The sequence below is a fragment of the Brevundimonas sp. SL130 genome (assembly GCF_026625805.1).
Taxonomy (GTDB): domain Bacteria; phylum Pseudomonadota; class Alphaproteobacteria; order Caulobacterales; family Caulobacteraceae; genus Brevundimonas.
Map to the genome: position 1 here is coordinate 2,656,461 of NZ_CP113064.1, position 12,806 is coordinate 2,669,266.

At 66.3% G+C, this 12,806-nt stretch carries 16 protein-coding genes; 9 read left to right on the top strand and 7 right to left on the bottom strand.

The annotated features are described in order from the left end of the window. Positions 1-63: 63 nt before the first annotated feature. Positions 64-2,571, top strand: coding sequence for a TonB-dependent receptor plug domain-containing protein (locus OU998_RS12990; protein WP_267514023.1), 2,508 nt, complete (start codon positions 64-66; stop codon positions 2,569-2,571). A gap of 5 nt (positions 2,572-2,576) precedes the next feature. Next, positions 2,577-3,677: a cytochrome-c peroxidase gene (locus tag OU998_RS12995; protein ID WP_267514024.1), complete on the top strand. Its 1,101-nt coding sequence runs from the start codon at positions 2,577-2,579 to the stop codon at positions 3,675-3,677. Position 3,678: 1 nt separating this feature from the next. Here the strand turns inward: OU998_RS12995 and OU998_RS13000 are convergent, their stop codons facing one another. The 3 genes from OU998_RS13000 to OU998_RS13010 are packed head-to-tail and all read right to left on the bottom strand — an operon-like array spanning position 3,679 to position 5,508. After that, positions 3,679-4,029: a VOC family protein gene (locus OU998_RS13000; RefSeq protein WP_267514025.1), complete on the bottom strand. Its 351-nt coding sequence runs from the start codon at positions 4,027-4,029 to the stop codon at positions 3,679-3,681. Positions 4,030-4,085: 56 nt separating this feature from the next. After that, positions 4,086-4,787, bottom strand: a complete 702-nt coding sequence (locus tag OU998_RS13005) for a helix-turn-helix transcriptional regulator (protein WP_267514026.1) — start codon at positions 4,785-4,787, stop codon at positions 4,086-4,088. A 49-nt stretch (positions 4,788-4,836) separates the two neighbouring features. Next, a complete protein-coding gene (locus OU998_RS13010; RefSeq protein WP_267514027.1) occupies positions 4,837-5,508 on the bottom strand; it encodes an MBL fold metallo-hydrolase in 672 nt (223 codons plus the stop codon). A gap of 192 nt (positions 5,509-5,700) precedes the next feature. Between OU998_RS13010 and OU998_RS13015 the strand changes: the two genes are divergently transcribed. The 4 genes from OU998_RS13015 to OU998_RS13030 all read left to right on the top strand — a co-directional run bounded on the left by OU998_RS13015 (position 5,701) and on the right by OU998_RS13030 (position 8,272). Further along, positions 5,701-6,639, top strand: a complete 939-nt coding sequence (locus tag OU998_RS13015) for an IS110 family transposase (RefSeq protein WP_267514029.1) — start codon at positions 5,701-5,703, stop codon at positions 6,637-6,639. Positions 6,640-6,999: 360 nt separating this feature from the next. After that, positions 7,000-7,602 carry a DUF2975 domain-containing protein gene (locus OU998_RS13020; protein ID WP_267514030.1) on the top strand — a complete coding sequence of 201 codons (603 nt, stop codon included), beginning with the start codon at positions 7,000-7,002 and terminating at the stop codon, positions 7,600-7,602. After that, on the top strand, positions 7,602-7,877 hold the full coding sequence (locus tag OU998_RS13025) for a helix-turn-helix domain-containing protein (protein ID WP_267514031.1): 276 nt from the start codon (positions 7,602-7,604) through the stop codon (positions 7,875-7,877). The genes OU998_RS13020 and OU998_RS13025 overlap by 1 nt, the downstream gene beginning before the upstream one ends. A 170-nt stretch (positions 7,878-8,047) precedes the next feature. Beyond that, positions 8,048-8,272 carry a hypothetical protein gene (locus tag OU998_RS13030; RefSeq protein ID WP_267514032.1) on the top strand — a complete coding sequence of 75 codons (225 nt, stop codon included), beginning with the start codon at positions 8,048-8,050 and terminating at the stop codon, positions 8,270-8,272. Here OU998_RS13030 and OU998_RS13035 read toward each other — a convergent pair. Then, the gene (locus OU998_RS13035) at positions 8,269-8,760 is read right to left on the bottom strand and encodes a winged helix-turn-helix transcriptional regulator (protein ID WP_267514033.1); all 492 of its coding nucleotides are present in this window, start codon (positions 8,758-8,760) and stop codon (positions 8,269-8,271) included. The two genes, OU998_RS13030 and OU998_RS13035, sit on opposite strands and share 4 nt — an antisense overlap. Positions 8,761-8,939: 179 nt before the next feature. Here OU998_RS13035 and OU998_RS13040 point away from each other — a divergent pair, with 179 nt between their 5' ends. From OU998_RS13040 to OU998_RS13050, 3 genes are all read left to right on the top strand, one after another. After that, positions 8,940-9,797, top strand: coding sequence for an acyl-CoA thioesterase (locus OU998_RS13040; RefSeq protein WP_267514034.1), 858 nt, complete (start codon positions 8,940-8,942; stop codon positions 9,795-9,797). A gap of 67 nt (positions 9,798-9,864) precedes the next feature. Then, positions 9,865-10,140, top strand: coding sequence for a hypothetical protein (locus OU998_RS13045; RefSeq protein ID WP_267514035.1), 276 nt, complete (start codon positions 9,865-9,867; stop codon positions 10,138-10,140). Positions 10,141-10,210: 70 nt separating this feature from the next. Further along, entirely contained in the window at positions 10,211-10,915 is a 705-nt protein-coding gene (locus tag OU998_RS13050; protein ID WP_267514036.1) for an alpha/beta fold hydrolase, read from the top strand. A 127-nt stretch (positions 10,916-11,042) separates the two neighbouring features. Here the strand turns inward: OU998_RS13050 and OU998_RS13055 are convergent, their stop codons facing one another. From OU998_RS13055 to queC, 3 genes are read right to left on the bottom strand one after another with little or no spacing between them, the layout of a single operon-like run. After that, complete coding sequence (locus OU998_RS13055) at positions 11,043-11,411, bottom strand: 6-pyruvoyl trahydropterin synthase family protein (RefSeq protein ID WP_267514037.1); 369 nt, start codon at positions 11,409-11,411, stop codon at positions 11,043-11,045. After that, positions 11,411-12,046: a 7-carboxy-7-deazaguanine synthase gene (gene queE / locus OU998_RS13060; RefSeq protein WP_267514038.1), complete on the bottom strand. Its 636-nt coding sequence runs from the start codon at positions 12,044-12,046 to the stop codon at positions 11,411-11,413. Before queE ends, OU998_RS13055 begins: the two co-directional genes overlap by 1 nt. Next, positions 12,043-12,786: a 7-cyano-7-deazaguanine synthase QueC gene (queC, locus tag OU998_RS13065; protein WP_267514039.1), complete on the bottom strand. Its 744-nt coding sequence runs from the start codon at positions 12,784-12,786 to the stop codon at positions 12,043-12,045. Before queC ends, queE begins: the two co-directional genes overlap by 4 nt. Between the last annotated feature and the right edge of the window lie 20 nt (positions 12,787-12,806).

The following is a 12,806-nucleotide window of genomic DNA, read 5'->3' on the forward strand; positions in this document are numbered from 1 at the left end:
CAGCTTGATCTCATCAAGCGTACCTCGCGCCCCCTTCAGTTTGGGCTTGGGATCATCATCATCATGCGTTTCGCACTCGTCTCTTCCGCCAGCGCGGCGGCGCTTCTATTGGCCGGCGCCGCCCAGGCCCAAACCACGGCCCAACCCAAGGCCCAGACCGACGAAGCCATTCCCACCGTGGTCGTCACCGACGAGTCCAAGGCCTCCGCCGCCTACAGCTTCGGCTCCGCCGTCGATTCCGGCACCACGGTCTTCAGCGGAGAGTCGATCCAGGACCGCGCCCCCGGCTCAGGCGACGCCAACCAACTTCTGAAGTTGGCGCCGACCGTCCAGTTCAGCGCGGACGAAGGCATGGCCGACGACGAGAGCCTTCAGGACCTGCGGCCCTCGCGCATCTCGATTTCCGGGTCCAGCTACCTGGACAACCTCTTCGTCCTGGACGGCGTCGGCGTGAACTCGCGCCTCGACACATTCAACACGACGGCGGCGTCCTATGATGAGGTCGCCGGCGGCGCGTCCGCTCAGTCCATCTGGGTCGATTCCAGCCTGATCGGGTCGATCAAGCTGATCGATTCCAACGTCTCGGCGGAATACGGCGGCTTCCTGGGCGGTGTTGTCGACATCAATACCCGCGCTCCGGCCCATGCCTATGGCGCGACAGCCTATTACGGCTTCACCCAGACCGACATGGCCAGCTACCGGATGACGGACGCCGTGCGCGCCGAGCTTAATGGAGTCTACCCGGAGAAGCCTGACTACGAAAAATCGCGCTACGGCTTCACCGTCGATTTGCCGATCACTGAACGTCTGCGCCTGCTCGCCGCATATAACTTGGCTGAAGCAACAGTCACCTACTACCGTATCGCGACCTATGGCGGCGCCCCTTATGGCCAGCACAGCCGCAGTGAGAACCTCCTGCTCAAGGGCGAATACGACCTGGCGACTGATCTTGTCCTGGACGGGCAGATCACCTGGAGCCCGTATGAGAGCATGAACGCCAACGACAACGGCTTCGACAACCAGATGTACCAGCACGGCGGCGGACTGGTCTCGAACATTGGCCTAAGAGGCAAGCGCGGCGTCGCCGACTGGAGCATTCAACTCAGCTATGCCGACTCGGACAATTCTCGAGACGCACCCCCTATCAGTCTCAGCATCCCATCCGCCGCCGGCAATGTTAACGGAGATGGCGACTGGTGCTCCTCCACCAATTGCACCATCGGCAGCTTTGGCGACCTGGAACAATCACAGCAGGACTACGCCCTGAAAACACGCTGGTCCCAGCCGCTGTGGAACGGCGACTTGACGGCGGGCTTCGACTTCACCCACACAGCGGCGACCAAGGCTCGCGAAGAAGACAACTACAACTACTCCAGGGGCACAGTCAGCAGCACGGTTCAGTGCCTCTACCCCGAAGAGGAAGCAGCGCTAACCTGTGTTCCTGGCCTCTATGCACTGACCCAATATGCGATCTACGCCGCTTATGAGACGAAGGTGGATCTCCAGACCTACAGCCTCTGGAGCGATTACAACTTCGACTGGCGCGGCTTCGACATCCGCACCGGCCTCCGCTACGACTACGAGACCTTCCTCGGCAATCATGACTTCTCACCGCGCATCTCGGTCGCCCATGACCTGCCCTGGTTCGGCATGACCGCGACGGTCGGTCTGAACCGCTACTACAGCCGCGGTTTCCTAGGTTACGCCCTCCGTGAGAACGCCCCAAGCAACGACATTTATCGCCGCACACCCGTCAGCGGCGTCTATGGCGATTGGACCCTGTATTCGAGCTCGTCGTCCACCCGTTACACCGGAGTGGATCTGGCGACCCCCTATTCCGACGAGCTGACGGCCGCCCTAACCGGCGACTTCCTGGGCGGCCAGTACCGTATCAAGGGCATTCTGCGTGAGGGCAGCGATCAGTTTTCGATGACGGAAGTCAGCGAAACCTATCAGACCGCCACAGGCGCCACGCGCACCCGTGATGTCGCCTACGCCAACAACGACGGCTACTCCAGCTATCGCGGCCTGTCGGTCGAATGGCTGCGGAACTTCGGCCGCCACACGATCTCGTTCAACGGCAACTTCTCCCACACCGAAACCTCGGCGATGGAATACTATGACGAACTCGAGGATACGGCGTCCGAGATGGTCTATTACAACGGCGAGGTCGTCTCGCTGTGGAAGGCTCTGGCCGACAACCAGCGCCCCGACTACGCCTCCCCCATCATCATCAACGCGGACTGGGGATCGACCTGGCTGGACGGTCGGATCCGCACCAACCTCAACGCCCGCTTCAAGGACGAGTTCACCCAGATCGAGGACACGGGTGAAAACATCACCGTCGATGGGTCGGCCTACGACGTCTACGGCGAGGTCCAGTACGACGCCTCCATCGACGCCAATCTGTCGCTTCAGGCCGAGATCGCCCGTACCCAGTTCGGCACGACGACCCTGGACCTGCGCGTCAACAACCTGTTCGACACCATCCGGAACAACAACTCGACCGCCACGACCCAGCCCTATCAGCTGGGCCGGAACATCTGGGTCACGCTGAAGTACAAGTACTGAAGACATTGAAGCCCGCCCGCGACATCACTGCCCTCGTCGTCGCCGTCCTCGCGCTCCATCTGGGTGTGGGGGCGGCGGTGTCGAGGGTCCAGACGCCGTCCAGCGACGGCGAACTGCGCCTCGCCTACGCCGGGCCTCCCGAGACCTGGCCGCGACCGCTCCTGCAAGAGGGCGCGACCTTTGCCGAGTTCGCCCCCCTGCCCCCGGCGCCCGAGCCGGCTGACAATCCGACCACGCCGGAAAAGGCCGCCCTAGGCCAGCGCCTGTTCGAGGATCCGAAGCTGTCCGCCTCGGGCCAGATCGCCTGCGCCTCCTGCCATGCGCGGGAACTGGGCTTCGCCGACGGGCTCAGCACCTCCTTCGGCCATGACCGTCAGAGGGGCCGGCGCAACGCCCCCTCGGTCGCCACCGCCGCCTGGGCGACCAGTCTGTTCTGGGACGGTCGGGTGAAGACCCTGGAAGAGCAGAGCCTGCACCCCATCGTCGACGCCAAGGAGATGGCCGCCGACCTGCCCATGGTCACCGCCCGGATCGCCGCCGACCCATCCTACGCCGCCCCCTTCGCCCAGACCTTCGGCTCGCCTGAGGTCACGACCGACCGCATCGCCAAGGCCCTGGCCGCCTTCCAGCGCACCCTGAAGCCCCGCAGCGGCCCCTACGCCCGCTTCCTGGCCGGCCGAGCCGACGCCCTGAACGACCAGCAACTGCGCGGCCTGCACCTGTTCCGCACCAAGGCCGGCTGCGCCAACTGCCACTCCGGCCCCCTGCTCAGCGACCAGAAGTTCCACAATCTGGGCCTCAGCTTCTACGGCCGCGCGCGCCAGGATCTGGGCCGCTATGAAGTCACCCACGCCCCCGCCGACGTCGGCGCCTTCCGCACCCCCTCCCTGCTGAACATCAGCCGCACCGGCCCCTGGATGCACAACGGCCTGTTGCCGACGCTGGAGGGCGTGGTCGCCTTCTACGACGCCGGCGGCGCCCGCCCCCGCCCCGGCCCGGACCAGAAGGACGATCCCCTCTTCCCCACCACCGATCCCTTGCTGATCAAGCGCGACCTGACGGCCCAGGAACGCGCCGACCTCGTCGCCTTCCTGGAGGCGCTTTAGTCTAGGCCGCCGCGAACACCCTCAGCCGGTTGCCGTCCGGGTCGCGCGCCACGAAGCCGCGCCCGGCCTCCATCTCCGTCGGGGGTATCAGGATGCGCGCGCCTCTGTCCCAGCAGTCAATGTGGGCCTGTTCGACGGCGGCCGGATCGTCGAGCGGGAACTCCAGTTCGCGCCCCTCTCCCGCATCGGCATGGGCCCGCCGCATCAGGCCCAGCGCCCGGCCCGAGCGCATCATGAACAGGGCGCGGTCCGGCCCGGCCATCAAGGGACGGCGCCCCAGAAGGCCCGAGTAGAAGCGGGCGCTGGCTTCGGGATCGGCCACCGCCAGAAGAATATCGTCGATGTCAGTCATGTTCGCCCTCCGCCTTCTACGAGAACAAACCTAGACCGGACTACTGCCAGTTCCTGTCAGCATGATCCCGCCTCACCCCGCTTTTCCTGCGCCTCGCGCCAGGTCTTCAGCAGGGCCTGGCGCCGCGGGGGATAGCGGGCCTCCATCACCTCGGCCTCGACGATCCGGTCGGTGCGGAAATTGCGGAAATCCCCACGCAGTTCACACCAGGCGATCAGCAGCCGGACCCGATCAAAGAAGGCCAGGGCGAAGGGCCAGACCACCCGTTCCGACGCCGCCCCAGCCTCATCGCGATAACACAGCCTCAGCCGCCGCTCGGTGCGGATCGCCTTCCTCAGCAGGGCGGGATCGACCAGATCGACCGGAAACGGCGCGCCGGGCACGACCAGCAAGGCCGAGGTCTCCATCTCGTCGCGCAGGTCCGGCGGCACCACCGCCGCGATCCGCGCCAGCGCCCCCAGGGCCGCCTCGCGCATCCGCGCATCGGCCCGATCCGCCACCCAGCGCGACCCCAGCACCAGGGCCTCCACCTCCTCCGGCGTGAACATCAACGGCGGCAGCAGAAAGCCCGGCTTCAGCACATAGCCGACCCCCGCCTCCCCCTCGATCGTCGCCCCCTGGGCCTGCAAGCTGGCGATGTCGCGATACAGGGTGCGAAGACTGATCCCCATCTCAGCGGCCAGCGCACGACCGCTCACGGGCCGGCGATGCCGCCGCAGCAGGTTCAGCAGATCGAGAAGACGTTCGGAGCGGGACACGGGAAAAGCTTATCACGGCTGCTGCCAGAAAACGGCAGCAGGGTTCGCCTCAGTCCCCCTGCCCTGTTCGCGGCTGGTGCCCCAGGAAGACTTCGATCTGGGGATGAGCGGCGGCGAAACGGCGCAGACGATCCGCAGACAACTCCGCGTCGGCACGGGCTGAAGCCGGCAGCGGCTGGGGCATGGCCTGTTCCCAGCCCAGCCGCGTTGACACCGCGTCGCCGACCACCAGTTTCGGGCCGTCCACCGCGTTGATCAGATAGCCGGTCGAGCCTGGTGAATGACCCGGCAGGCTCAAGGCCCAGACCGACCCGTCGCCGAAGACGTCGATGATCCCGGCGAAGGCCCCGTCGGGATCGGCCGCGAACGCCCACTCGTGCAACGGCCCCTTCCCCTCCAGTGCAATATCCGCCGGCCGTCCGATCAGACGGTATGTCCAGCTTCGCTCCTCCGCGTCCCCGCGACCGACATAGACCGGGGTGTCCGCCGGCATGTCCAACAGCCCGCCCACATGGTCGAAATGCAGATGGGTCAGGAAGACGGCGCGCGGCGGTGATCGTCCTTGAAGCCACTCGGCCGTCGTCCGCTCGATCCGGATGTTCAGATCACGCAAGGCGCGCCGCATCAGCGGATTGAGACGTGGCTCCAGATCAGTGGAGACGCCGCTGTCGATCAGATACCGGCCGAACCGGGGGTGGTCGATGACATAGGCGTAGATCACCGCCTCCTTGTGTGTCGATTTTCGGTTAGTTTGCGAATGCGGGCGGTTGTTAGCGCAACCGCCCGCCGCGGCCTTGAACCCGCATGCCCCCTGGCTTTGATGCCGTGACGGAGCCTGGGTCAGGCTGTGATCTTCCAAACCCGAACAGTTGCACGGGACGAGGATCCCGCACTGGCAAGGAAGGGTCGCAAGATGACACAGGATAGAGTGTTTGTCGGCATTGATGTGAGCAAGGCGAGGCTGGATGTCGCCTTGACGACGGGCGAGGCCTGGTCGGTGAGCAATGATCGGGCGGGCTGGCGCGCCTTAGTCGACCAGCTCCAGACGATCCGGCCTGAAGCCGTCGGGCTAGAGCCTTCGGGCGGCTACGAACGGGGCCTGGTCGAGGCCTTGACGCAGGCCGGCCTTGCGGTGCGGCGGGTGGAGGCCGGTCGGGTCCGCGCCTTCGCGGGTGTTCTGGGCTTGAAGGCCAAGACCGATCTGATCGACGCCCAGCTGATCGCCCGCTTCGTCCAGACCCTGCCGGGACGGACGGTGGAGCCCAACGCCCGCGCCCAGGCTCTGGCTGAGTTGGTCGATGCCCGCCGCGCCCTGTGCGAGGAACAGGTTCGGGTCCGCAATCAAGCCGAACAGGTGCGCGACCCGATGCTGCGTCGCATGGCCGCCCGCCGCCTGAACCGGATGAAGGCCGACGTCGTGCTGCTGGAGAAGCGTCTGGCCGCCACCGTCGCCGCCGATCCCGACCTGGCCGAGCGCGACAGGTTGATGCGCTCGGTCCCCGGCGTCGGCCCGGTGTTGAGCTGGACCCTGATGGCCCACCTGCCCGAACTTGGTCGGCTGAGCCACAAGCAGATCGCCGCCCTCGTCGGCGTCGCCCCCTATGACCGCCAGAGCGGATCCTTGAAGGGCCGAAGCATGATCCGAGGCGGACGCGCCGTGGTCCGCAACGTCGCCTATATGGCCGCACTGATCGGGGCCCGCCACAACCCTGTCCTGGCCGCTATGAAACAGCGCCTCGCCGCAAAGGGAAAACCCGGAAAGGTCATCCTCGTCGCCCTGATCAACAAGCTGATGACCCTGCTCAACGCCGTCGTCCGCGACCGTTCCGAATGGAGAATCGCAACCCACTGACAAACACAGTTGCTCCGTCCCCTTGGGAACGCCGGCGGTGCGGGGGTCATCGCGATCGATGAACGCCCCGCGTCCGGCCGTCCATCGCGCGAAGACAACCCGTTCGAAGGTCACGACGCCACGCTGGGACAGGCTGGCTTCCAGGGCGGAGGCGCGTGAGGGCGCGCCCAGTTCGGAGGCGACGACAGGGTGTACCGCCGCCACGGTGGCGCATCCGCCGGACGCAAACAGGACGACGGGCATGACAAGCCCGATCCATCGTGAAATCCTCGGCGATCCCATGCGGCGTCTCCCCTGCTTGCTTAACGTCACATATCGAAATACATAAAAATATATCTGTCAATCAAAGAGACCGTGGTTATGGCCACTATCGTGGAACTCCCGCCCCCGGTTCCGACCGAGGCCGCCTCCTTGACGAGGATCCGAGGTCTCAGCCGCCCGCTGGAATGGCTGTTCGCCGCCCTCTTCGTCATCGGCGCCGTGATCCTGGCCACGGCCGTCGTCGGCGTTCTGGCCTATGAAGGGCCGAGACTTCAGGTCCGGCCGGGCGGGATGCAGATCATGCTGGGCCGCGACGTGCCGCCCCTGCCCTCCGGCTGGACCACGGTCGGGGTGCTGCCCTTCACCCGTAAGCTGGCCCTGGCGGGTTCGGCCACCTTGATGATCGGTCCAGCCCTGGCCGTTCTGTGGGAGTTGCGGCGGCTGTTCGGCCTCTACCACGCGGGAATCGTGCTTGCGGCGGAGAACGCCCGCTGCATCGGCCGGATCGCCCTCTGGCTCCTGGCCTATGCCGTGGCGCCGACGCTGGGACATATACTGGTCAGCGCCAGCGGCTTCGACGATGACGGCTGGCTCAGGCTCGACAGCGCCAAGGCCCTCTGCCTGGGCCTGGTCCTATTGGTCATCGCCCGCGTGATGCAGCTGGGCGCCGAGGTCCACGACGACGCTTCGAGGTTTGTCTGATGCCCATCATCCTGCGTCTCGACGTGGTCATGGCCCGACGCAAGGTGCGCTCCAATGTCCTGGCGCGCGCCATCGGCATTTCGGAAACCAATCTGTCCCTGCTGAAATCGGGCAAGGTGCGGGGGCTGAGGTTCGACACCCTGGACGCCCTCTGCCGCTATCTGGACTGCGCGCCGGGCGATATCCTCGAATATGCGACCGATGAGGAGGAGGAGGAGGAGGATGAGACGCTGATCCCGACATCGACAGCCCGTCGCCTATCCCGATCCCGTTAGGATTGATCGTTTCTACGCCGCCTAGCCCTTTGCATTATCCCCCTAACTTCGCCGGCTCTAGTCGTCTGAAGTCACTGCTTAGGTGGATCGACCGTCCAACTGGTTACATAGTCGGGATTTGAGATCACCTCGCCCGTTGACCTCAGTCGGTATTCCCCAGGCGACGCGGGATGGAGCGCACGAAGATCTGGTGGCAACTGGTAGGTTTCGCCTTTGCGTTTTCCCTCAAGACGAAGCGTGATCCCATCGCTGGCGCTCGCGGCCAACACGACGCCGTGGAACTGCTCCTGCTTATGACCAAAGAAGGTACGGCGCGTGAGACCGACCAGAACGACTGCGCCGACAAGGTCTTCTGCGAAGGCCTCATCCCACCCGGACTGACCTTCCTTCATTAAGCCGCCTCGTCCTTCGGCATCACATCCCCCACCGTCGGCCGGTTCTCCGCGCGAGTCAGCAGTATCTCCTTCGGCTTGACGATTTCGTTGCAGCAGCCGCAGGCGATGCGCGGCGTCAGGGTCTGGCCGCAGGTCGAGTGGACCATTTCGATGCCGCAGTCGGTCTCGCCATAGACGTGTTTGACGCCCCAGCCGTGCAGGGTCACCAGAACCCCGTACAGATCCTTGCCCTTGGCCGTCAGCACATATTCGTTGCGCGGCGGGCGCTCGGAATAGGGGCGCGGCTCCAGCACCCCGTGCTGGACCAGGCTTTTCAGCCGCGCGGCCAGGACGTTGCGCGCCACGCCCAGATTGTCCTGCCACTGCTCGAATCGGCGCACCCCGTTGAAGGCGTCGCGGATGACCAGCAGGGTCCACGGGTCGCCGATCACCTCCAGCGTGGCGGCGATGGAGCAGCTTTGGCGGCTGTAGTCTGCGGTGCGTCCCATGCGACAAAAGTGACCTCGCGTCAGCCGCTTGGCAAGAGGGTTGCCAAACCGAACCCGCTAAGTCAGTCTTGTTTGGCAACGGACTGACGGACCTCCCGGTTCGCCGACCTTGTTCCCGACTGGCGGAAGGCTGTCTTTTAGCCTTCCGCCTCTTCTTCGCCTGACGCAGGATCGCGCCCATGGCCCATATGACGACTCCCATCTCCCTCGACGCCGCCCTGGCCTTCCACACCCTGGACGACGGCGGTCTTTCGGCGCCGGTGCCGGGTCATTTCTCCAACGGCCCGTCGGGCCTGGCGCCGGAGAGGGGCTTCCCGTTCGGCGGCCTGCTGGCGGCCCTGTGCGCCCAGTCGATGCGTCAGGGCCTGTCCCTGACCGCGCCGCTGCGCACCTTGTCGGTCCAGTATTTGTCGGCGGCCAAGTTCGGCCAACAAGTCGCCTTTCGCCCCCGCCTGCTGAAGGGCGGTCGCAATGTCGTCTATGCGGCGGTCGAGGCCGAGCAGGAAGGCCGCATGACCCACCACGCCACCGGCACCTACGGACTGGACGGCGACAGCCCGCCCCTGACCCCGCTTCATCTGCCGCCGCCCCCGTTGGACAGTCTGAACCCCGCCGCCACCATCCAGGGCCCGATGTCGCCCCACTTCGCCCAACACGTCGAATACCGTTTCGACGGCGGCCCCAATATCCTGGGCGGCAATACGGGCAAGCCGGTGATCGAGCGCACCTGGATGCGGATGGCCGACCGCCGGCCGCTGGACGAGGTCGGGCTCTGCTATCTGCTGGACGCCCTCTACCCCCCGGCCTGGACCGCCACGTCCACCCCGGCCCCCATGACCACCGTCGATCTGCGCATCGACATCCTGATCGACCCCACGCCGGAAACAGCGCCCGAGGGCTGGGCCTTCTTCGAGTTCCGGATGCTGGACCTGGGCCTGGGCTGGACGGTGGACGAGGCGACCGCCTGGGGCGCCGACGGAACCCCGCTGGCGATCGCGCGACAACGCCGCAAACTGCTCCCGCAACGGGGCGCGTGACCCCAGCGGCGGTCAGGCCCCGTTCACCATTGGGCTGTATCTTCGACATCTCACGAGAGAGTCCCCGATGACCGACCGCCGCCCCCTGCGCGCCGCCGCCCTCCCGATCCTTCTGGGCGCCGCGCTGATGCTCCAGGGCTGCGTCGTCGGCGCCGTGGTCGGCGGCACCGCCGCCGTCGTGGGCGGGACGGCCAAGGCCGGCGGCGCGGTCGTCGGCGCCGGCTTCGACGCCGTCACCACCTCCGACGAGGAAACCCGCGCCCGCCGCGAACGCGAACAGCGCGACCACGAACGCGAGCAACGCCGCTGCGAACAGCGGCAGCGTCAAGGCAAGACCTGCTGATCGACTGAGCCGACCCAACCTCATTCGGCCCCTGCGCGGGCGGGAGAGGTTTCGTGCTACGGTCCCTCACATGACCCCGACCGTCCTGATCCCCGGCCTCGCCTGCACGGCCGAAATGTTCACCTCCCAGACCGTCGCCCTGTGGCCCCACGGCCCCGTCACGGTCGCCTCGACGCTGGAGGGCGACAGCATCGCCGCCATGGCGACCGCCGTCCTGCGCGACGCCCCAGCCCGTTTCGCGCTCGGAGGCATCTCGATGGGGGGCTATATCGCCATGGAGATCCTGCGCCAGGCGCCGGAACGGGTCATCAAACTGGCCCTGCTCAATACCTCGGCCCGTGCAGACACCCCTGAACAGATCGAGGCGCGACGCCTGCTTATTGAACGGGTTCAGAACGGCGAACTGGAAGCGGTCCTGGCCCAGGTCACGCCCAACCTGCTTCACCCCAACCATCGCGGCCGTCAGGACCTGATCGACACCCAGATCCGCATGGGCCGCGATGTCGGATCAGACGGTTTCATCCGCCAGGAAGCGGCGATTACGAAGCGGATCGACTCGCGTCCCCACCTCGCCCACATCGGGGTTCCGACCCTCGTCCTGGTCGGCGACCGCGACCCGCTGACCCCGCCGGACCGCGCAAAGGAAATCGCCGACGCCATCCCTGGCGCCGACCTCGTCATCATCCCCGACTGCGGCCACGCCTCGACCCTGGAACAGCCCGAGGCGGTCAGCGCGGCGCTGGTGGAGTGGTTGTCTAATCCCCCGTCATCCTAGGCCTTGTGCCTAGGATCCATAGGCTCTGGCGTCGCCGCAGGAGTTTCAGCTTCGACCACCGGGGGTCTGGATCCTAGGCACAAGGCCTAGGATGACGACTTCAATAGCAATGCGTGAGACGTTCCGCCTACAGCGACAACACGCACCGCTCGTTGATCGTCGGCCGCGCCACCTGCACCCGGCAAAGGCCGGGCCAGTCCGGCTGCAGCGTCTTCACGAACCACAGGCACAGGTTCTCCAGGCTGGGCAGTTCCAGCCCCGCGTGCTCGTTCAACATGCCGTGGTCCAGTTGTTCCGCCGCCGCCTTCAACGCCCGGTCCAGCGCGCCCAGGTCCGCGACCCAGTTGTGCTCGGCGTCCAGGGTCTCGGAGCGGATCGTCGCTTCGACCGTGAAGGAATGGCCGTGGACGCGGCGATAGATGCTGCCCTCGGGTTCGTTGGGGAAGTGGTGGGCGGCGTCGAAGGTCGCCTGTTTGGTGATTTCAAAAACGGGCATTAGCGGACGCCGATGTACTTGTGGGTCTGGACGCTCAGGCGCCACTGGGGATGGGTCAGGCAGTATTCGATGGCGGCGGCGGTGTTCGCCGCCTGTTCGGGGCCGTCCATGGGCTGGAGCCAGAACCGCTCGAACTCCAGGTGCTCGAACCGCTCCGGCAGGGCCTTGGGCTGCGGATAGACCAGCTTCAACTCCTGGCCCTTGATCTGGATCACCTCGGCGTCCGCCTTGGGACTGACGCAGATCCAGTCGATCCCGTCCGGCGCCGCCAGGGTGCCGTTGCTCTCTATGGCGATCTCGAAACCGCGCGCGTGCAGGGCCGCGACCAGGGCCGTATCCAGTTGCAACAGGGGCTCGCCCCCGGTGCAGACCACCAGTTTCGGATCGCCCGCCCGCCCCCGCCACATCGCCGCGACATGATCGGCCAACAGGTCCGGCGTGGCGAACTTGCCGCCGCCGTCACCGTTCACGCCGACGAAGTCCGTATCGCAGAAGCTGCAGACGGCGCTCGCCCGATCCTGCTCGCGCCCGCTCCACAGATTGCAGCCGGCGAAACGCAGAAAGACCGCCGGCCGGCCCGCCTGTCCGCCCTCGCCCTGCACCGTCAGGAAGACTTCCTTGGCCGAATAGGTCACGTCGCGGCGCCTTGGGACGCGACCCAGTCTTCATATCCCGCCGCGCGCAGTTCGCAGGCCGGGCATTCGCCGCAGCCATAGCCCCAGGCGTGCCGATGGGTCCGGTCCCCCAGATAACAGGTGTGGCTGTCCTCAATGATCAGTTCGACCAGGGCCTCGCCCCCGATCCGGTCGGCCAGCGCCCAGGTCTGGCCCTTGGTCAGCCACATCAGCGGAGTGTCGATCACTACCGGCTTGTCCAGCCCCAGCGACAGGGCCCGCGCCATGGCCTCCATCGTCTCGTGGCGACAGTCGGGATAGCCGGAATAGTCGGTCTCGCACATGCCGCCGACCAGCACCTCCAACCCGCGCCGGTCCGCCAGGGCCGCCGCAGCCACCAGGAAGATCAGGTTGCGCCCCGGCACGAAGGTCGTCGGCAGGCCGCGCGCGTCCATCTCGATCTTGCGGTCGGCGGTCAGGGCGCTCTCGGCGATCCGGCCGTATCCGGTCAGGTCCACCACATGATCATCGCCCAGCCGGTCGGCCCATTGCGGCAGGGCCGTCTTGATCCCGACCCGCACCGCCTGGCGCGCCTCCATCTCGACCAGATGACGCTGGCCATAGTCGAAGCCGACCGTCTCGACCCGGTCGAACCGCTCCAGCGCCCAGGCCAGACAGGTGGCGCTGTCCTGCCCGCCCGAGAACAGGACCAGGGCGGTCTTGGCGGCGATTTGGGCGGGCTTTTCCAGGATGACGCTCATGACGAATCTGCGGTCGGCCG

Bases quoted from the DNA above. Each gene is read 5' to 3' on its own strand.
- OU998_RS12990 (WP_267514023.1), top strand. From the start codon at position 64: ATGCGTTTCGCACTCGTCTCTTCCGCCAGCGCGGCGGCGCTTCTATTG.
- OU998_RS13000 (WP_267514025.1), bottom strand. From the start codon at position 4,029: ATGACTGACATCGACGATATTCTTCTGGCGGTGGCCGATCCCGAAGCC.
- OU998_RS13015 (WP_267514029.1), top strand. From the start codon at position 5,701: ATGACACAGGATAGAGTGTTTGTCGGCATTGATGTGAGCAAGGCGAGG.
- OU998_RS13020 (WP_267514030.1), top strand. From the start codon at position 7,000: ATGGCCACTATCGTGGAACTCCCGCCCCCGGTTCCGACCGAGGCCGCC.
- OU998_RS13025 (WP_267514031.1), top strand. From the start codon at position 7,602: ATGCCCATCATCCTGCGTCTCGACGTGGTCATGGCCCGACGCAAGGTG.
- OU998_RS13030 (WP_267514032.1), top strand. From the start codon at position 8,048: ATGGAGCGCACGAAGATCTGGTGGCAACTGGTAGGTTTCGCCTTTGCG.
- OU998_RS13035 (WP_267514033.1), bottom strand. From the start codon at position 8,760: ATGGGACGCACCGCAGACTACAGCCGCCAAAGCTGCTCCATCGCCGCC.
- OU998_RS13040 (WP_267514034.1), top strand. From the start codon at position 8,940: ATGGCCCATATGACGACTCCCATCTCCCTCGACGCCGCCCTGGCCTTC.
- OU998_RS13045 (WP_267514035.1), top strand. From the start codon at position 9,865: ATGACCGACCGCCGCCCCCTGCGCGCCGCCGCCCTCCCGATCCTTCTG.
- OU998_RS13050 (WP_267514036.1), top strand. From the start codon at position 10,211: ATGACCCCGACCGTCCTGATCCCCGGCCTCGCCTGCACGGCCGAAATG.
- OU998_RS13055 (WP_267514037.1), bottom strand. From the start codon at position 11,411: ATGCCCGTTTTTGAAATCACCAAACAGGCGACCTTCGACGCCGCCCAC.
- queC (WP_267514039.1), bottom strand. From the start codon at position 12,786: ATGAGCGTCATCCTGGAAAAGCCCGCCCAAATCGCCGCCAAGACCGCC.